Here is a 19,000-nt window from a genome sequence, read left to right on the forward strand (position 1 = left end):
TTTATTACATCATTCCTGGCATTCCGCCTGGCATTCCACCGCCCGCAGGTGCACCAGCGCCTGCATCATCTTCTTCTTTATCTGCAACTACAGCTTCAGTAGTTAGGAACATAGCAGAAATACTACCTGCATTTTGTAAAGCAGAACGAGTTACTTTAGCTGGGTCTACGATACCAGCTGTTATCATATCTTCGTACTTGCCAGTTAAGGCGTTATACCCAATTCCGATAGCTTCAGATTTAACTCTTTCCACTACCACAGAACCTTCTTCACCAGCATTTTCAGCAATTTGTCTTACTGGTTCTTCTAACGCTCTTTTTACTATAAGTACCCCGGTCTTTTCATCGCCTTTTTCTACTTCGATATTATCTAAAGCACGTAAAGCATGTGCTAGAGCAGTTCCACCACCTGATACAATACCTTCTTCTACAGCGGCTTTTGTAGCTGCTAAAGCATCTTCAATTCTTAGCTTCTTCTCTTTCATTTCAGTTTCAGTAGCAGCACCAACTTCTATTACTGCAACTCCACCGGCTAGTTTTGCTAAGCGCTCTTGAAGTTTTTCTTGATCAAACTCAGAAGAAGCATCCTCAATTTGAGTTCTCAGCTGTGAAATTCTCTTTTCAATTTCGCTAGCATCACCATTACCATCAACAATGATTGTGTCATCTTTGTTAACTTGTACCTGACGAGCTCTACCTAGCATATCTAGATCTACATTTTTTAGCTCGATTCCAAGATCTTCAGAAATCACTTGACCACCTGTTAAAATAGCGATATCTTCCAACATAGCCTTTCTTCTATCTCCAAAACCAGGTGCTTTAAGAGCTACACATGTAAATGTTCCTCTTAATTTATTAACTACTAATGTAGCTAAGGCTTCGCCTTCTACATCTTCAGCAATAAGAACCATTTGTTTACCTTGCTGTACAATTTTTTCTAAAATTGGCAGCACTTCTTGAATATTATTAATCTTTTTATCTGTAATAAGAATGTATGGATCTTCTAGCACAGCTTCCATTTTTTCTGTATCGGTTACCATATATGGCGAGATATACCCTCTATCAAATTGCATACCTTCTACCACATTTAGACTAGTTCCAAAACTTTTTGATTCTTCAACAGTGATTACACCATCTTTACCAACTTTCTCCATAGCTTCTGCAATTAGCTCTCCTACTTTTTTATCATCGGCAGAAATTGCAGCTACCTGAGAAATAGCTTCTTTACCTTCTACAGGCTTAGAAATATTTCTAATTTCTTCCACAACAGTTTCTACAGCTTTTTCGATACCTTTTCTAAGAATCATTGGATTAGCACCAGCTGTAACATTTTTAATACCTTCTCTAATTATAGCTTGAGCTAATAGTGTTGCAGTAGTAGTGCCATCACCAGCAACATCATTTGTTTTAGTAGCTACTTCTTTAACTAGTTGAGCACCCATATTTTCATAAGCATCTTCTAGTTCAATTTCCCTTGCAATAGTAACACCATCATTGGTGATTAACGGGGAACCAAATTTTTTGTCTAATACAACATTTCTACCTTTTGGACCTAATGTTACTTTTACAGTGTCAGCAAGAGTGTTAACCCCACGTTCCAAAGCTTTTCTTCCATCTTCTCTTAACTTAATCTCTTTAGCCATGTTAAAAACCTCCCTTATTATTCAAATTTTATAAAATCGCTAATACGTCTTTTTCGCTTAAAATGAGGTACTCTTCACCATCAATTTTTACCTCAGTGCCTGCATACTTAGAATACATTACAGTATCTCCAACAGATACCTCCATATCTACTTTACTACCATTTTCTAGCACTCTACCACTTCCAATGGCCATAACCTCACCTTTTTGAGGTTTTTCTTTAGCGTTGTCTGGCAATACAATGCCACTAGCTGTTTTTTCTTCACCTTCTACGGTTTTAATTACAACTCTGTCTCCTAAAGGTTTGATGTTCATTTTTATGTACCCCTCCTTATTGATTTATTTATTTTTGTTTTGTTAGCACTCACCAATAACGAGTGCTAACATCTACTACATATTTTAGCCAATTTTTTTCCCAAAATCAAGTATTTTTCTAAAAAATTTTAGTTATTTTTTTTTACTACCTTCAATGGATATAATGTTCCCACAATCCTTTAAATTATACCCACCTAATTTATTTACTTCTTGTTTAAAACTAGTACTAGTGATGACACTGTGTAAAACCTTAAACCCTTCTGACTTATAGAACTCTTCGGTTATTAGTAAGTCATAGCTTTCTTCAAACACAGGTACGAAGTCTATTTCCATAGCCTTACTAGCTGCATAAATCCCCATACCAGCTTGTACACGACCACTTTTTACTTGAGCAGCCACGTCTAAGTGAGTAAAATATTCTTTATTATATCCAGATATTTCTTTTGGTGATATTCCATTCTGATATAAAAGGTAGTCAAGTAAAACTCTGGTCCCTGCACCTTTTTGTCTATTGGCAATGCTAATTTTGGTTAGATCTCCAATTTGCTTAATATTTAAAGGGTTTCCCTTTTGTACCATTATCCCCTGAGTTCTTTTCGCCAAGCTTAATAAATATACTTTTTCATCAGAAATATATCTTTTTATATAAGGTATATTATATTTTCCGGATTCAGGATCTAAAAGATGTACACCAGCCATATGAGCTTGCCCTTTTTTGATTGCCATTATTCCTCCTAAACTTCCTACATGGGCAGAATTCAAGGAATATTTAGGAGTAACCCCTTTTGCTATTAAGTCAAGGCAAAGATCATGGCTTCCTACTGCCATAATAGTTTTTTCCAAATCTAATTGTTTAAAAAGTTCTATCTCTACATCTTCACCAGCTCTATGCCCTTCAGAGTTTGAAGGTACTGTAAGAAGTCCATCTCCATGGACGATAGTATTCATAAGAGCTGAACCTCTGCCTAATGGAGTAGCTACTACCTTCCCCTTAACTTTTCCCACCTTTACACGAATGAATTCTTTATGTTTAAGGTCAGAAACTGCAGGCTTAGTTAATCTAGCTTTTAAGGTAATGCTGGGAACAGAGGTTATTTCCATTAAAGAATGATAAATTTCTTTTATAATTTTCTCCATAACTATAAATCCAGAAACAGGGTATCCCGGCACTCCAATAATAGGTTTATCAAACGCTTTTCCTAAAATTGTAGGCTTGCCAGGTTTGATTGCAACTCCATGATAATAAACCTCTCCTAAAGTATTGATAACTTCTGACGAGTAGTCATCTTTACCAGCTGATGAACCAGCATTTAGCAGCACCATATGACATTTTGCAGCTGCGTCTTTTACAGTTTCTTTTAAAGCTTTAAAGTCATCCTTTACAATTGGATAAACTACAGGGTTAGCTCCCCATTTTTTCAAAAGAGCTGCAAATAAATGAGAATTGCTATCTACTATTTCACCTATTTGGGGGTTGTTTTTATGTGATACGATTTCATCCCCTGTGGGAATAATAGCTACCTTTATCTCAGAAGTGACTAGCACTTTTTTAGTTCCACTTGCTACCATTACTGCCACGTCCATAGGTTCGATAGTCTTCCCTTTTGGCAAAAGCAGTTCATGGGCTACTATATCCTCACCGATAGGCCTTATATGTTGCCCTTTAAATGCAGCTCCTATAATTTCAATACCATCCTGCAATTTATTAACATCTTCTATTTTTATCACAGCATCAAAACCGTCTGGCACAGCATCCCCAGTGTCAACATAAACTGCCTGCTTATCAAATTTAAGCTCCACTGGCTTATCAACGTTTGCACCAACTGTTTCTTCAGCCTTTACAGCATATCCATCCATAGCAGAGCTAACATAATGGGGTACAGAGCGTGTCGCATACACATTATCAGCACAAACTCTCCCTAACGAATCTTCTGGCTCAATTTTGTCAATTTCTATTAGCTTAGAAAACTCTTTTTTATAACTGTCAAGGCATTCTTCTAAAGGCGTATTTTTTAAATAAACCATTATCCTCTCTCCTTTAAGTAAATTTTTACTTTTTCTCCCTTCGCTAGCCCTTCACTATGAATAGGAACAATTATATAGCCATCCATTTTTGTTAGCACACCAATCGAATTCGATTTTGCAAATAAAGGTTTAACTTCAATTTTATCTTTCACTTGGTTTACCTTTACAGGTACATAGTCCTGCCTTCCACCTGCTGAAGGTATGTTTTGATTAAGGTACCCAATTAAAGTCTTTTCTTCTGTATAATTATTTAATAAAGGCCGGACAAACAGCTTAAAGCAAAGCATCGCCGACACAGGGTTTCCAGACAAGCCAAATACAGGTGTATTATCAATTTGTCCTATTATAGTCGGCTTTCCCGGTTTCAGCGCAATACCATGAATTAAAACCCCAGGGGTTCCTATACTTTCTATAGCTTCTGCTACATAGTCCTTTTTCCCTACTGATGTGCCACCGGTTAACAGAACTATTTCGCATTCATTAACGGCCTTTTTTAAAGTAGATTTTACATCATTAAATTGATCTTTTACAATACCATAATACTCAGGAATTCCACCCCATAACTTACAAGCTGCCATTAGACCAGGTCCATTACTGTTTGGAATTTCACCTAAGCACCATTCTTCCCCTGTTTCCACAAGCTCATCACCAGTAGATATTATCCCCACCCTTACTGGTTTAACTATAGAGACTTTTGTTACACCTAATGAAGAAAGAAGGTTTATGCTCTCCGGCAGCACTTGATCTCCTTTATTCATAATAACCTCACCTTTTTTAATATCTTCACCTTTTATAATAACATTCTCACCTGATGCCACACTTTTATGTATTCCAACCTCATGGTCAGAAAAATTTTCCGTATACTCCACCATTACAACTGAATCTGCATTTTTAGGCAACATTCCCCCGGTGGGAACTTCTACACAACTACCGGGCTTTAGTTCATTAGTTGGTGCAGTTCCCATTTCCAGCCGTTCTATAACCTCCAAAAGTGAGGGTAGAGATTCACTAGCACCTGATACATCTTCCCACCTGACAGCATATCCATCTACAGCAGACCTGTTAAATTGCGGCAGATCATATGGCGAGTAAATATCTTCGGCTAGAGTTTTCCCTACAGCATCCACGATATCAACAATTTGTTCCCCAGGATTCACTTTAAAAGAATTAATTACTTTATATACTTCTTCTACAGATTTTACATTTAAAAAAGCCATAAAATCACTCCCTTTAATGCGAAATTTTATAGTTCCTAGTTATAAAGGAACTTTGTCATAGCAATATCTCTTACCTTTTTACAGAACTTTTCCCCGGATGAATCAGGTTTCAGACTCCACCCTATACAATCAATAGATTAGAGGTTTGAGTTATGGGTTCAAAAAAACTATTAATACGATTATACCTTTTATTACCACGGGACACAAACTAAACACTAAAAAGGCTGTATCAATCAGGATATATAGTCCTGTTTTGATACAGCCTTTTTAGTAAGCTCAATCAATTGTGGTCAAAGGGTGAACTACCTCTATACTATGTTTATTCGGTAGCTTGAGCACCTTTGGTGCCACCTGATATCTGGCGATAAACGGCCTTAGCTCCATATAAAGAAAGTACTGATATACAAGCAATGGTACCAAGTTTTCCACCTATACCAGCAAAAGCATTAATTGACACCACAAAGATAATACTCAAAAATATTAACGCTACAGTCATTTCTTTAAAGTTTCTCACACGGTTTTTACCTGACATTCCGGCATAAGATGCAGCAGTAACTGCAGTAGCTAAAGTCATCCCTGTATCCGCTCCAAAGATTGCTGGAAAAGTTATACCGCTTAATAACGCAAGCACCGCTGAGGCGAAAACAGGTCCTTTTTCGAGATTATGGTTTATATAGAAAGTTAAAAGCCCTCCTAAGATTGTCAAAGCAAAAACTTGAATTATCATAAAGCCTTCCATTTAAACCCCTCCTTAAGAGATACTGAAAATTCCCATGGTTATAAGCACAGCTAATGCTGCAATAGTTCCCAGTTTTCCACCGAATCCATTATAAATAGGTTGTACTAAAATAAATATAAGCCCCACTAAAAGACCAGCTAAAATTACCATTCCATAGTTTGTTAAAACAGCGGCGGAAGACATGCCAGCAAAAGCTGCTGTATATGCCACCACAGCAAGGTCTTTAGGCAAAAATAGAGCTGCTAAAAGCCCCACTATTCCAGAACCTACCATAGCATTAAGACCTAAAGCGGGTGCTCCTAGGACGTCTGGATCAGCACCTAAAAAGAATGTAAAAAAAGTCCCAAATACAGCTGAAAGTAAAATTTGAGTACGTTTATCCATGTTTTCCACTCCTATCCATCATTTTTTATTTCTTGCACATGATGATAAACACCTATAGCATACAGTATAGCTACAACTGCTAAAAGAACCAGAAAAATGCTGTTACCCTCCCAAGTAATAACAGATCGGTAAATTAGAAGCACACCTGTTCCTATTAATAATAAAAAGGCTGGTAAATTTTTAGTCACCATAGGTCACCTCCTTTAGCCTGTAGTGGTGAGTATAACAATTAAGCTTTTTCCCTCTAACAAACCCTATTAAGGTCAGTCCTCCCCGTTCCGCCAAGCTAATTGCCAGAGAACTGGGCGCCGATCTAGATACTAAAATGGGAATCTTTGCCTTAATTACTTTAAGCACTATTTCTGAAGAAAGTCTCCCGCTAGAAAGCAATATCTTATCTTCCACGGCCATCTCATCAAGAAATGCCCTACCTAAAATCTTGTCTACAGCATTATGCCTCCCTATATCTTCTCTTGTGTAAAGCAGATTTTCTCCATCAGATAAACTTGCTGTGTGAACTCCACCAGTTTCTTTATATAATTGTGATACTTTTTGGACTTGATGCATTTGTTCCATTATCTTTTGAGCTGAAACCTCAACATCTTTATTCAATTTATGCCCCTTGTTATTTAAAGAGTCCAACACGTTATAAAATATAGTCCCTTTGCCACATCCTGTAGTAATGGTTCTCTTACCGTATAACTTCTTCTTTAATGGACTGTAATTAGGGATGCTCACTTCCACAACGCCGTTATCTTTGTCCAAATCTATAGCTTCAATCTCATCAACTTTAGAAATTAAGGATTCCGACAAAATAAACCCTATAACAAGCTCTTTTTGGTTATAGGGTGTAGAAAGTAATGTTATAAATTGGTCACCATTGATATAAATTGTTAAAGGAGTTTCCTCCACCACACAATCTTCCATACTTTTATACTCATTATTTACAAACCTAACTATATCAACTTTTTTCTTAGCCATTTTTCCGCCCCCTATTAGATTGTATATTATACATTATAATATATTTGGCGTTTAGATAAAACGTTTAGAAAAAAGCTTATAGTGAATGATATATCTTTCACTATGTTGTTCTAAAATGGCGGGAGTGCATGGGAATCGAACCCACCATGGACATTACTCATGCCCACTGTTGGATTTGAAGTCCAAAGAGCCCACCAGGACTCATCCACTCCCAGTTATCATTATATATTGCACAGTTACAATCTGTCAATAACATAATTTTACTTAGATAATAGTTATGTTACCCTCACCTTTGGAGGTTATGCCGATAATACATCCATATACCCCATTTTTTTGAAGCTCATATACAATGTCATCGCTCTTTTCTTTAGAACAGGAGAACAATAGTCCACCAGAGGTTTGAGGATCAAATATAATATCTTGAATTTCTTGTGGCACCGTATTCTCAACAGAAACTCTATTAGAAAAATGCTCCTTGTTTCTATAGGCACCAGCTGGAATCAGTCCAAACTGGGCATACTCAAGTGCTTCCTCGATAATAGGGATATTGGTATTATTAATAGTTATATCTACCTTAGACCCCATCGCTATTTCGGCGCAATGACCTCCAAGACCAAACCCTGTTATATCAGTACAACACTTTATATCATACGAAGATAACACCTCTTTTGACTTTTTGTTCAATTGAGCCATAGTACTTACAGCTTTATTATAGGCTTGTTCACTGGCCATATCACCTTTTAAAGCAGTAGTTATAACCCCTGTTCCCAGCGGTTTTGTCAAAATAAGATGTTCATCAGGACTAGCAGCTGTATTTTTCCAAATACCATTTTCTGATACAAACCCAGTTACAGATAGGCCATATTTAGGTTCAGGATCTTCGATGCTATGCCCTCCTGCTAAAGTAACTCCAGCTTCCTTTAGCACTGAGCTCCCCCCTGCCAAAATTTGTGCTAAAGTCTTTTTAGGTAAACAACTCATAGGAAAACCTACTAGATTAAGAGCATATTTAGGATCTCCTCCCATAGCATATACATCACTTAGAGCATTAGCAGCGGTTATTTTCCCAAAGATAAAAGGATCATCCACCATAGGTGTAAAAAAATCAACAGTTTGTACCACCAGTTTGTTCTGTGGCACCCTAAATACAGCGGCATCGTCTCCGCTATGGTAACCCACAATTAAATCATCATTATGTTCAAATTTAATATCATCTAGTATGTTTTGTAGATCCCCCGGACCTATTTTAGCCCCTCAGCCAGCAGCTTTAACCATCTGTGTCAACCTTACATCATCCATTTTGGTTACCTCCCTTTGCCAAATAATTTAAAAAGAGTTTAAAAATATTAGAACCTGCATAGTCTCTTCTAAATATATAGAATAAATCCCTTTTAACTTCCATAGGACATTTGATAATCTTTATATCTCTAGAACTTTCTGCTCTTTTTGCAGCAACTTCAGAAATAAAAGCAACCCCTAAGTTAGCCTCAACAGCAGATATTATACCTTCAGTCCCATTCGATTCCATAACAACATTAAGGTCATTTATACCAAGATTAAAGTGGTTTCGTAAATTATCCAATAACACCTCTCTGGTTGCTGAACCTTTTTTTCTCAACACTAATGGAACTCTTTGTAAGTCTTTTGCATTTTTAAGATTATCAAAAGGAAACTCCGTGCTGGATATAGCTACAAAACTATCAGTCACCCATCTACAAGATGTTATCTCTTTTGATTTCACTCTTTTTCCCACAAAACCAATATCCAACTCACCCATGCTAACTCCATCTATAACCCAATCGGAATCTCCCATTATTACACTTATGTCGCCTTTAGGTACATCTCTTTTAAATTTTTTCACAAAAGATGGCAAAAAGTATTGACCTGGTATTGTGCTAGCACCTAACTTAAGTTTTCCAGAGACCTGTTCTTGATAATTACTTAACATACCTTCAGTATTCTCCCATATCTGAAGTATTTTCACAGATTCATTGTAAAGTATTTTTCCTGCATCTGTAAGATGCACCCGTTTACCTACTCGCAAAAATATCTCCACTCCTATTTCCCTAGATAAACTTTGCATTTGCATGCTAACCGCAGGTTGGGATAGGTGCAGTTTCTCAGATGCTTTGGAAAAATTTCCTTCGTCAACTACTGTAACAAACGTTTTTAAAGTAGTTAAGTTCATAGGTTAATCTCCTTCCCTTTTGAACCTAATATCCTTAAATCTCCAACTCTTTTAGTTATTCCTTCTCCATCTAAATATTCTAAAATTGGAACAACATATTTCCTGGATGTATTGAATAAATCACGACATTGGGCCAAAGTAATTCCTTGTGGATTATCTTTAATAAGCTTTATCAGCTTTTTTACACCGTTAGACAATACTTCTTTGCTGATTACCATGTCATCACTTATCCTAACTATTCGATTCGATTGATATAAGTAATCCCACAGGTTTTTATCTAAAGGCAGTTCCTTTTTAGGAGGCGGTTGAAAGGCACCATTATCCAAAATTTCCATCACCATCTCAATATTTTGTCTCTGCTCTTCAGTAAGGGTTACTTCAAAGTCACAAAGCTTTACGAAAAGACCATCGGTTTTTATTTTCCCCCTATAAGTTAGAACTGAGAGCAAGTCTGAAAGTCTCTTGTTGGACAATTCTATATCAAGATTATGTTTTAATTCTTCTTTATTTACCCCCCACCTAAACGGGTTATTTTGATGATATTTCTGTAAAAAGTTAGCCATATTTTCAGAAAGTGTTTTTAGGTTTTTTTCACTTATGGCTACATATTCATCACTGTCAAGTAAAACAATATCCCCGCGCTTTCTTAAAGTTAATATACAACTTCGTATCTCATCATTTGATTGCTGCAGTTCTTTGGAAAGTTCCTGTAGGGTTATTCCATAAACACCCTGTTCTTCAACAACCTGCTTTACAACCTCTAAAAGCGGCTTCTCATCTCTTATTTTTAGTCCATTTAAAGCTTTTTCATCATATCTTTTTATTCTTTTATTGGTAGCCCCTAAAACTTTACCTCCTCCAATTGTTGTTACAGGAGACATCGCTCTAATCACAAAAGGGTCATCTTTTGCCACAACTACCTTTTCCTTTAATCTTATTTGACAAAAAGAGCTTTCCCCCCCATTAATTTCTTCTTGATCTAACAAAACTAACCTACCTATACTCTCTTGAGTTCCCACATGAAGCCTAACCATAGTTCCTGTTTTTACTTTACTGCAATTTTCCAAAAGGTTTAACTTGCAATTAACTTTGTTTTTAGGTGAAAAATAATTCTTAGTAGCTAGCATTGAACCTAGGCTTAACTGCTCCTTTTCAAGACCAGCTATATTAATAGCCACCCTTTGCCCTAAATAAGCCTCATGAACCGGAGCTTTGTGAACTTGGATTTGCCTTACCTTTCCATTAATTTCCCCTGGAAAGACTTCAACTGTGTCCCCCACTTTCACTATCCCATCTTTTAAGGTTCCGGTAACCACTGTTCCTATACCTTTTAAACTAAAACTTCTATCTATAGGTAATCGAAAAAAATTCTTGGGCTCAGGTTTTTTTGCATTTTTCACCGTTTCGGTTATCAACAACTTTAAATCGTCAATTCCCTCCTGTGTATAGGTGGAAACCATTGCTACAGGAGCATCCTCTAAAAATGTGCCTGCAACTTCCTCCAATATATCATCTTTAGCTAATTCTAAAAGTTCATCATCAACTAAATCTTTTTTGGTTATCACAATAATCCCGTTTTCTACATGAAGAAGTCTTAGTATGTCTAAATGCTCTCTAGTTTGAGGCATAACCCCTTCGTCAGCAGCTACAACTAGCAGCACTACATCTAAGCCGCCCACACCTGCTAACATGTTTCTAACAAACCTTTCATGGCCTGGTACGTCCACAATTCCAGCCTTATCACCATTGGGCAACTCAAAATACGTGAATCCCAGTTGTATTGTTATACCCCTACTCTGCTCTTCTTTAAGCCTATCAGTGTCCACACCGGTTAAACTTTTTATTAAACTTGTTTTGCCATGATCAACATGGCCAGATGTACCAATAACTATATGTTTATTCTCCATCTATAATCTCCTCCCCTAAAAGCCCGCACACTTTAGATAAATATGGGATGTCTTCTTCATAAACTGTCTTTAAATCTAAATAAAGTGTCTCATTTCGTATCCTACCCACAATTGGCACCTGTTGTTTTCTAAGAAACTCAGCAATTAGCTGAGGCTTGTGATAGTTTATTTTTATTGCAACTGTTTTTAGTTGATGTAATGGCATCGCTCCCCCGCCGATGAATGAGGCATCTTCAACAACTTCATAATATTTAGAATCAAGTGTTGCTGTAATCTCACTGGCAATATCTTTAAGTTTATCTATTTCTCTATCTAAAAAATAATAAAAGGGAATCTCTTCTACATATCTCTCTTTTAGATAAATATCCAATGTACTTTCCAAAGCTGACAAAACCAACTTATCGCAACGTAGAGCCCGCATTAAAGGATGTTTTTTCAACTTTGTTATTAACTCCTTTTTTCCTAGCACAATTCCACATTGTGGGCCACCAAGAAGTTTATCACCACTTAAAGTAACTACATCTGCTCCCTGTTGAATAGAGTCAATTACAGTAGGTTCATATAGTCCCCAACGTTCAAGACTTATTAACGTTCCGCTTCCTAAATCGTCAATCAGGGGTAATCCACTATTTTTCGCTAATTGCGAAAGATCAGCTAAAGATGTTTCGTGATTAAACCCCACCACTCTAAAGTTGCTGGGATGAACACGCATAATAGCACCTGTATTTTCATTAACAGCATGTTTATAATCGTCTATATATGCTTTATTAGTAGTTCCTACCTCTTTTAAAATAGATCCACTTTGCTCCATTACTTCTGGTATTCTAAATGAACCTCCAATTTCAACTAACTGTCCTCTAGACAGAATCACTTCCTTGCCCGATGTCAAAGCACTTAGAGTAAGTAACACCGCAGCAGCATTATTATTCACAACAACGCAATCTTCAGCTCCAGTAAGCTGCCTAAACTTTTCTTCAATAGAAGCTGTCCTTTTCCCCCTCTTTCCAGTAGTTAAATCAAACTCTATGTTACAGTAAGGGGTGGATAATTTTTTCACTTTGTCAGCCACAACTTTGGGCAACGGTGCCCGCCCAAGATTAGTGTGAAGTATAGTGCCTGTTAAGTTAATAACTTTTTGTAACCCCTTTCGTTCACTATCCTCTAGCGAACTTTTTATAAGCTGAAGCACAAGATTTTCGCTAATATTTTCGTGATAGTTGGCAAAATCTTTTCTTATTTGCTCAAGAACTATTTTTGAGGTATCCAAAAAAGGGTCTCGCCCAAACTTAGAAACTAACTTAACACCTTTTTCATTTTTTAATAAATTTGTTACACTTGGTATTTTACTATAGTCCATTATCTTTTCCTCCTTAATTAAGGCATCATATAAGGCATAATATAAATTATAATTACCGTCACAATAGTCATAGCCAAACCTGGCTGGATAAACCACTTATAAAATTCAAAAAAATCAAAGTCAAAATAATCTTTAGTAAGCACTAAGCAAAGATGAATCGGCGATAGCACATAAGCCCAAAGAGAAGTCATAAACATCAACAAAACATAAGGCAATGGATTATATGCGATTGCTGAAGCAAAAATTGGTATAGTTATTCCCAACGCCGCTGAGTTAGAACCTGTTACCAAACCGCTAATTCCAGAAGCTAGCACAACTAATAGAGTCAAAGGCAGCCCTAAGCTCTGAAGTTCTAGCATTAAATCCTCCACCACTGAGCTGGCTTCTAAAATTTCCTTAAAAAAGAAAATACCAAATATAGTAATAGCTAAAGTATAGTTAATGCCTGGCAGAATGTCTTTTTTAATTTTTTTAACTGGTTTTTGCCAACTGTGTAAATTATCTTTTGCATCTATGAGCAGTACCCAAATAACTGCAATAAATATAGCAATCGGAAATAATAATGAAAAACCTAACGATAGTATTAAAGCCAAAAGTATGGGAGATATACTTAATATAAATTTTCCAAAAACTTTACTCTTACTCTCACTTTTATCATTATTTTTAATTGGTGTAATACCTTTAAACATTGTCAAAAAGGATACCAATACACCACTTAAAACAATGGGAAAACTAACTAAAATGATATGTTTAATTTCTACATCGGTCATAGCGGCTACCAACAAAAATGGAGGGTATAAAGGATAGATAGGAAACCACATATGTCTAAAAAATATATTTATAGCTCCCATCTGACATTTTTTCAAACCCAACCTTTCTCCAGATTCACCCACCATAGGTGCGGAAAGGGCAGCCCCACCAGGGACAGTTAGCAGCCCTATCAGACTAGGAATGGAGGCCATCAACAACTTTGTTCCCCCTAGTAATGAAATCAAAGAAGAAATCATAGTATCCAAAAAACCTACCTGTTTCATAACAAAGCCTAATAACGATATCATCAAAACAACTAATGCAAGCTCAATAAACTCTGGTGTAACAAACACTCCTATAAAAATATTTAATCCTTCTTTATATGATATTCCGCTGGTAGCAGTTACAATAACTGCTCCTAAAATCATTGCTAAGCCAATATTAACTTTTTTTCTACTTAATGCAACAACTAGAATTAAACTAACTATTACACCTAATATACCCACCCAATCCTCTCCAATCAAGCTAAATTTTTTGTTATCTTCATTATAATATATACTTATATATTTAACCACAGTGAAAACAAAAAAAACCTTAAGTTATAGGCATTAATTAACACCTTCTTTTTAATTTAAAGTGTATCTCTGTTAGCATAATTGGTATATAATTAATTAAAAAGAGGAGGGGACTAGTTTAAATTGAAAAAATATGTGACTCTATTTATACTAATTATTTTAGCGTTAATTCCACTGGGTTGTTCCGATAGTGAAACCGTTGATAACAAAGCTAGTAGCGAGATCATTGATGAAGATAAAGAAAATCAACAAACAGAAATTAAGTCTGAATTAGACTATGCTAAAATTCAGCCTAATGAGGCAGGACAAATCATGGTGTTGATGTACCATAGCATTGCCCCTGAAGAAGGAACATGGACAAGAACTCCTGAAAATTTTAGAAATGATTTAGAAAATCTTTATCACGAAGGGTATAGGCTCGTTCCCTTACGCGATGTGATATTAGGGGATATCGATATCGAGGCAGGTAAAACTCCTGTTGTGTTAACTTTTGATGACGGTACACTGGGTCATTTTAATTATATTAAAAAAGACGGAGAACTTGTAATAGACCCTGATAGCGCTGTTGGGATAATTTTAGAGATAAATGAAAAGTACCCTGATTTTGGAACAGCAGCCACATTTTATATTAATTCTAACCCTTTTAGACAACCAGAATTTGCTGAGCGAAAATTAAGAGATTTGGTAAATTTCGGTATGGATATAGGCAATCATACTTATAACCATATGAATATGAGTGAGCACGGTTCAAAAGAAATTCAAAAACAGATGGCCAAGGTACAGGAACTGGTAAATAAATCCCTTCCAGATTACTCCGTAGATACTTTAGCACTTCCTTTTGGAATTTGGCCTCAAGAACAATACCGTCGTTTCGCAATTTCTGGAGAGTATGAAGGCATAACTTATGAAAACATAGGAGTATTAGAAGTAGGCTCCCACCCTAGTTTTTCACCTTTCCATAAAGATTTTGACCCACTGTCTATACCTAGAGTAAGAGCTAGCTATGAAGAGGGGTACGGCCACTTCAAATTTTTCTTTAATAACTATCAAAAAGATCCTTCAAATCGATATATCAGCGATGGTGATTCAGATTATATTACAGTCCCTGAAGAACTTGAAGATAAAATCGATATGGATAGATTTCCTGACAAAAAACTAAGAACTTATAATCTAGATAAAGAACAATAACCAAAAAACCCTTTAGGACTTTTAAAATCCTAAAGGGTTTTTTTAACCACTAATTTGTACAATAAAATACTTGTTAATGCACCTATGCAGAAAGTTAAAATCGATAGCAACAACATCGAAGTAATTGTTAAAAAATCAAACTCTAACAAAAATTTAACCCACAATATCCCCATAGGTACATGTAATGCAGAATATAGCGCTGAAATAGTTACCTTTTGGGTAAAACTACTTTCTTTAAATAGAAGCTGGTTGATAATATCTGTTAGTACCCCAGAGCAACTTACTATTAGAAACATAACGGGACTAAAAAAACTAAGTAAACTTCCTTTAATAATTGAAAGAAAAGTTATTGCCCCTTTTTTGTCAGTTTTTTCTAAAAGCACCATTACAATTAGAGAAAACAGCGGTGCTAGCACTATGGGTTTGAAAATTGGAAGGGGGAGTGACATTAGTACAGGCAAAACAGCAATGCCCAATACTACACATAAAGATGCTAATATACCTATTAGTGCTATATCCTTAGAAATTACCGCCTTACCATTCATCCCTATCCCTCCTGTTAAACTTTTCCTTGAATAAATGATGTCATTGTAGCAGTTAACCTAAATTTTTATCCTAACCACTCTCAGCCTTTGGAGTTTATGACAACAATACTTTAACATTACTTTGCACTTCACCCAAAAGCTATTCTAATTTTAATATTTTTTCTTATTCCTAATTATATTATATAAACGCAAATTTTATAATAGTATAATAGCTTTTAATTAAAGTTTTTTCTTGTAGATTGTCACCAATATACCATGGAGTATCATAAGGCTGGTAACTAAAAACCAAACTGCCCATTTATACTCTTCTAGGCTAAACGGTCTTACATATTTGTCAAAAAGATGTAAGACAAACCACCCAAAGGGCACTAATGGAAAAATAAAGCCATAACTCTTATTCATAATTTCTTTTCCCCGCTCATCCTGCCCTTCTTTACTCCAGTCGAACTTGAAAACAACAAAAATAGCTGCAAAAAAAATAACTACATAAACCAGCTTAAAAATTGACATAAGTTCTGTCATAGTTAATCATTCCTTTCTTAAATTTTATATTGAAAAACCTTATTTATGTCTACACCAAAAGCATGGGCAATCTCAAAAGCTAACACTAAAGACGGTGTGTATTTACCTTTTTCTAAAGAACTAATAGTCTGTCGACTCACTCCAACTTTTAGTGCTAAACACTGCTGCGTCATTTTTTTTTCCGCTCTAAAAACACTTATTCTATTATTCAGCTGTCCAGCTTTATTGCTCATAACATTACCTCCTTGTTTTTAACTCACCTTTATTGTAAAGTATTTTTTACAATATGTCAAGCAAACTTTACTTTTTGTCATTTTTTATGTACTAAAAGCCATTTGTAAAAAAAAGGACAAAAAAGCTCAGCGTAGAATATAGAATATATGCAATTTTCTGGTTAACTTTTAGAACCTTTATAGTTATTGAAATTATCAGTAAAGGGTGATGATGTGATAAAAAAAGATTGGTTAAAATTAGAAAAGGCCTATTTAGAAAAAACTGTTAAGATTATAAAAGATAGGTTGGAAAGAGAGCAGGATAGCATGGCTGGTAAAAAGAAAGACCTAGTGGCTACACGTGCAGATATGTATGAAAATACCGCCAAAACACCGAATGATATCGGAAGACTTACTGAAATGGTTCAGCATTTAACTCCTATGCAAATACAAACCTCTGATTATAAGCAAACTACAAAAAGGATAACTAAATATGAAAAACTGCTAAAGTCTCCATACTTTGCTAGAATAGATTTTATTGAGGAAGGATACGACAAGGAAAGCATATACATAGGAATTGGCAATTTGGAAGATAACAATGATATATATGTTTACGATTGGCGAGTGCCTATTTCAAGTATATTTTATCGATATGAACTTGGAGAAGCTTGTTACCAAGCTCCTTCTGGGATTATTAAAGGAAAGGTTACTCTAAAGCTTCAATATGAAATCAAAGATGGACAGCTGGAATATTTCTTTGATTCAAATGTAAGTGTAATGGATAACATACTCAAAAAGGCATTGTCTAGCAACACTTCATCTAAAATGAAGAACATTGTTGAAACCATTCAAAGGGAACAAGATAAAATAATACGAGACATTGAAAATGACCTTATAATTGTTCAAGGAGTTGCTGGCAGCGGCAAAACTTCTATAGCCTTACATAGAGTAGCTTTTTTGTTGTACCAAGGTCTCAAAGAAAAATTAAGTCATAATAACATCATTTTAATCTCGCCCAACTTTCTATTTGGTGAATATATCGAGAATGTTCTTCCTGAACTGGGCGAAGAAAACATAACATCCTGTACCTTTGAAGATATTTTTTCCACAGCTTTACAAAACACAGTAACCATAAAAAGTAGAGATTCACTATTAGAAAGTATTATTACATGTAAATCTGAAAATCATAAACAGCTACTCAAGAGCAACCTAAATTTTAAATTATCTAAAACTTTCACTACAATACTGGAGCGCTTTATAAAGCATTATGAGTACAAAGCAATTGGTTTTAAGGATATTCAATTTGATGGTCAAATAATCGCCAATAGACATTTGTTAAAAATGGATTTCTTGAAAAGGCAAAAGAGCTCTGTATCCATTGAAAAACGTTTAAAGCACACAGAAACCAAAATACTAAATAAGATTTTAGAGCTTAGGAAAAATAGGCTTTCAAAAATAGAAAAAATAGTATATGAAAAGCACCCTTTTGATTCAAAAGCTTTTGCAAGACTAATGCACACAAAGCAAAGTAAATCTTTAATTAGAGATATTTACAGTTTTACAAGAATAGACTATCTATCTTTATACCGAACTTTATTTCAAGACAAGGAATTATTTCTTCGCCTTGCATCCGGACTTAATTTGCCACCAAATATTATTGAAATACTAAATTTTTCAAATAAAAGACTAGCGGAAAATAGCTTGCATTATGAAGATGGAATTGCTTTATTGTATTTAAATTTAAAAATAGCAGGTTGTTCTGCATATTCAAACATTAAGCAAGTTGTAGTAGACGAAGCACAGGACTACCATCCTATTCATTATGAGATTTTAAAAATTCTCTTTCCTGATGCAAGGTATACAGTTACTGGCGATATCAATCAGACAATCGAAAAAAAAGCCAACCTTTCTATATATGACGACATTAAGAGAATTTTAGATAAACCTAAAGCTTCAACTGCATATATAAATAAAAGCTTCCGTTGTTCCCATGAAATCATCGCTTTCAGCCAAAAGTTTATCGAAAATGACATAAGTATAGAGAGTTTTGACAGACATAGTATCCCACCAAAAGTAGTCCACAGACCAACAGTAAACCAATTAATAAATGCCATGCTAGAAGATATAGATAACAGCAAAAACTTAGGATATTCTTCCATAGCCATTATATGCAAAAGTATGAAACAAGCGATAAAACTCTACAATAGCATAAAAGAGCGGATTGATGTACACCTAATAGATAAAGATACCCCTTATACTTTAACAGGTATACTAGTAGTTCCCATTTATATGGCAAAGGGCCTGGAGTTTGATGCGGTAATTGTAGCTGATACCGACGATAATAATTACAAAACTAGCGATGATAAAAATTTGCTTTACATAGCCTGTACTAGGGCACTTCACAAGTTATCACTATATTACACAGGCAACAAAAGTAAATTTTTACAATAACATT

18 protein-coding genes and 1 tRNA gene are annotated in these 19,000 nt (G+C 35.4%); 3 read left to right on the plus strand and 16 right to left on the minus strand.

Going from position 1 to position 19,000, the window contains the following annotated elements; genetic code table 11:
- Positions 1–4 precede the first annotated feature (4 nt).
- From groL to PRVXT_RS13220, 14 genes are all read right to left on the minus strand, one after another.
- Positions 5–1,642: a chaperonin GroEL gene (gene groL, locus PRVXT_RS13155; protein WP_350343322.1), complete on the minus strand. Its 1,638-nt coding sequence runs from the start codon at positions 1,640–1,642 to the stop codon at positions 5–7.
- A 28-nt stretch (positions 1,643–1,670) separates the two neighbouring features.
- Positions 1,671–1,955 carry a co-chaperone GroES gene (gene groES / locus PRVXT_RS13160; RefSeq protein ID WP_350343323.1) on the minus strand — a complete coding sequence of 95 codons (285 nt, stop codon included), beginning with the start codon at positions 1,953–1,955 and terminating at the stop codon, positions 1,671–1,673.
- 132 nt (positions 1,956–2,087) lie between these two features.
- Positions 2,088–3,980, minus strand: a complete 1,893-nt coding sequence (locus PRVXT_RS13165; protein ID WP_350343324.1) for a molybdopterin biosynthesis protein — start codon at positions 3,978–3,980, stop codon at positions 2,088–2,090.
- The gene (locus PRVXT_RS13170; protein ID WP_350343325.1) at positions 3,980–5,197 is read right to left on the minus strand and encodes a molybdopterin molybdotransferase MoeA; all 1,218 of its coding nucleotides are present in this window, start codon (positions 5,195–5,197) and stop codon (positions 3,980–3,982) included. Before PRVXT_RS13170 ends, PRVXT_RS13165 begins: the two co-directional genes overlap by 1 nt.
- 319 nt (positions 5,198–5,516) lie before the next feature.
- Positions 5,517–5,936: a hypothetical protein gene (locus PRVXT_RS13175; RefSeq protein ID WP_350343326.1), complete on the minus strand. Its 420-nt coding sequence runs from the start codon at positions 5,934–5,936 to the stop codon at positions 5,517–5,519.
- A gap of 12 nt (positions 5,937–5,948) precedes the next feature.
- Entirely contained in the window at positions 5,949–6,320 is a 372-nt protein-coding gene (locus tag PRVXT_RS13180; RefSeq protein WP_350343327.1) for a hypothetical protein, read from the minus strand.
- Between the two features lie 11 nt (positions 6,321–6,331).
- Positions 6,332–6,508, minus strand: a complete 177-nt coding sequence (locus tag PRVXT_RS13185) for a hypothetical protein (protein ID WP_350343328.1) — start codon at positions 6,506–6,508, stop codon at positions 6,332–6,334.
- The gene (gene fdhD, locus PRVXT_RS13190) at positions 6,501–7,301 is read right to left on the minus strand and encodes a formate dehydrogenase accessory sulfurtransferase FdhD (protein WP_350343329.1); all 801 of its coding nucleotides are present in this window, start codon (positions 7,299–7,301) and stop codon (positions 6,501–6,503) included. The genes PRVXT_RS13185 and fdhD overlap by 8 nt, the downstream gene beginning before the upstream one ends.
- A gap of 116 nt (positions 7,302–7,417) precedes the next feature.
- Positions 7,418–7,514 (minus strand) — tRNA-Sec (locus tag PRVXT_RS13195).
- 51 nt (positions 7,515–7,565) lie between these two features.
- The gene (selD, locus tag PRVXT_RS13200; RefSeq protein ID WP_350345169.1) at positions 7,566–8,546 is read right to left on the minus strand and encodes a selenide, water dikinase SelD; all 981 of its coding nucleotides are present in this window, start codon (positions 8,544–8,546) and stop codon (positions 7,566–7,568) included.
- Between the two features lie 46 nt (positions 8,547–8,592).
- The gene (locus PRVXT_RS13205) at positions 8,593–9,489 is read right to left on the minus strand and encodes a selenium metabolism-associated LysR family transcriptional regulator (RefSeq protein ID WP_350343330.1); all 897 of its coding nucleotides are present in this window, start codon (positions 9,487–9,489) and stop codon (positions 8,593–8,595) included.
- Positions 9,486–11,396: a selenocysteine-specific translation elongation factor gene (gene selB, locus PRVXT_RS13210; RefSeq protein ID WP_350343331.1), complete on the minus strand. Its 1,911-nt coding sequence runs from the start codon at positions 11,394–11,396 to the stop codon at positions 9,486–9,488. The genes PRVXT_RS13205 and selB overlap by 4 nt, the downstream gene beginning before the upstream one ends.
- On the minus strand, positions 11,386–12,753 hold the full coding sequence (gene selA, locus PRVXT_RS13215) for an L-seryl-tRNA(Sec) selenium transferase (protein ID WP_350343332.1): 1,368 nt from the start codon (positions 12,751–12,753) through the stop codon (positions 11,386–11,388). The genes selB and selA overlap by 11 nt, the downstream gene beginning before the upstream one ends.
- A gap of 17 nt (positions 12,754–12,770) precedes the next feature.
- A complete protein-coding gene (locus PRVXT_RS13220) occupies positions 12,771–14,078 on the minus strand; it encodes a DUF401 family protein (RefSeq protein WP_350343333.1) in 1,308 nt (435 codons plus the stop codon).
- Between the two features lie 123 nt (positions 14,079–14,201).
- Between PRVXT_RS13220 and PRVXT_RS13225 the strand changes: the two genes are divergently transcribed.
- Positions 14,202–15,266, plus strand: coding sequence for a polysaccharide deacetylase family protein (locus PRVXT_RS13225; RefSeq protein WP_350343334.1), 1,065 nt, complete (start codon positions 14,202–14,204; stop codon positions 15,264–15,266).
- A gap of 54 nt (positions 15,267–15,320) precedes the next feature.
- The gene (locus PRVXT_RS13230; RefSeq protein ID WP_350343335.1) at positions 15,321–15,845 is read left to right on the plus strand and encodes a hypothetical protein; all 525 of its coding nucleotides are present in this window, start codon (positions 15,321–15,323) and stop codon (positions 15,843–15,845) included.
- Between the two features lie 185 nt (positions 15,846–16,030).
- Here the strand turns inward: PRVXT_RS13230 and PRVXT_RS13235 are convergent, their stop codons facing one another.
- Together PRVXT_RS13235 and PRVXT_RS13240 are read right to left on the minus strand one after the other, a co-directional pair.
- On the minus strand, positions 16,031–16,333 hold the full coding sequence (locus tag PRVXT_RS13235) for a hypothetical protein (RefSeq protein ID WP_350343336.1): 303 nt from the start codon (positions 16,331–16,333) through the stop codon (positions 16,031–16,033).
- 17 nt (positions 16,334–16,350) lie between these two features.
- Positions 16,351–16,566, minus strand: coding sequence for a helix-turn-helix transcriptional regulator (locus PRVXT_RS13240; RefSeq protein ID WP_350343337.1), 216 nt, complete (start codon positions 16,564–16,566; stop codon positions 16,351–16,353).
- A gap of 186 nt (positions 16,567–16,752) precedes the next feature.
- Between PRVXT_RS13240 and PRVXT_RS13245 the strand changes: the two genes are divergently transcribed.
- Positions 16,753–18,996 (plus strand): HelD family protein, encoded by a 2,244-nt coding sequence (locus PRVXT_RS13245; RefSeq protein ID WP_350343338.1) that lies wholly within the window; start codon positions 16,753–16,755, stop codon positions 18,994–18,996.
- Positions 18,997–19,000: the final 4 nt, after the last annotated feature.

The sequence above is a fragment of the Proteinivorax tanatarense genome (assembly GCF_040267685.1).
GTDB lineage: Bacteria > Bacillota > Proteinivoracia > Proteinivoracales > Proteinivoracaceae > Proteinivorax > Proteinivorax tanatarense.

Coding starts and splice junctions, on each gene's coding strand:
- groL (WP_350343322.1), bottom strand. CDS start 1,642: ATGGCTAAAGAGATTAAGTTAAGAGAAGATGGAAGAAAAGCTTTGGAA.
- groES (WP_350343323.1), bottom strand. CDS start 1,955: ATGAACATCAAACCTTTAGGAGACAGAGTTGTAATTAAAACCGTAGAA.
- PRVXT_RS13165 (WP_350343324.1), bottom strand. CDS start 3,980: ATGGTTTATTTAAAAAATACGCCTTTAGAAGAATGCCTTGACAGTTAT.
- PRVXT_RS13170 (WP_350343325.1), bottom strand. CDS start 5,197: ATGGCTTTTTTAAATGTAAAATCTGTAGAAGAAGTATATAAAGTAATT.
- PRVXT_RS13175 (WP_350343326.1), bottom strand. CDS start 5,936: ATGGAAGGCTTTATGATAATTCAAGTTTTTGCTTTGACAATCTTAGGA.
- PRVXT_RS13180 (WP_350343327.1), bottom strand. CDS start 6,320: ATGGATAAACGTACTCAAATTTTACTTTCAGCTGTATTTGGGACTTTT.
- fdhD (WP_350343329.1), bottom strand. CDS start 7,301: ATGGCTAAGAAAAAAGTTGATATAGTTAGGTTTGTAAATAATGAGTAT.
- PRVXT_RS13205 (WP_350343330.1), bottom strand. CDS start 9,489: ATGAACTTAACTACTTTAAAAACGTTTGTTACAGTAGTTGACGAAGGA.
- selB (WP_350343331.1), bottom strand. CDS start 11,396: ATGGAGAATAAACATATAGTTATTGGTACATCTGGCCATGTTGATCAT.
- selA (WP_350343332.1), bottom strand. CDS start 12,753: ATGGACTATAGTAAAATACCAAGTGTAACAAATTTATTAAAAAATGAA.
- PRVXT_RS13235 (WP_350343336.1), bottom strand. CDS start 16,333: ATGACAGAACTTATGTCAATTTTTAAGCTGGTTTATGTAGTTATTTTT.
- PRVXT_RS13240 (WP_350343337.1), bottom strand. CDS start 16,566: ATGAGCAATAAAGCTGGACAGCTGAATAATAGAATAAGTGTTTTTAGA.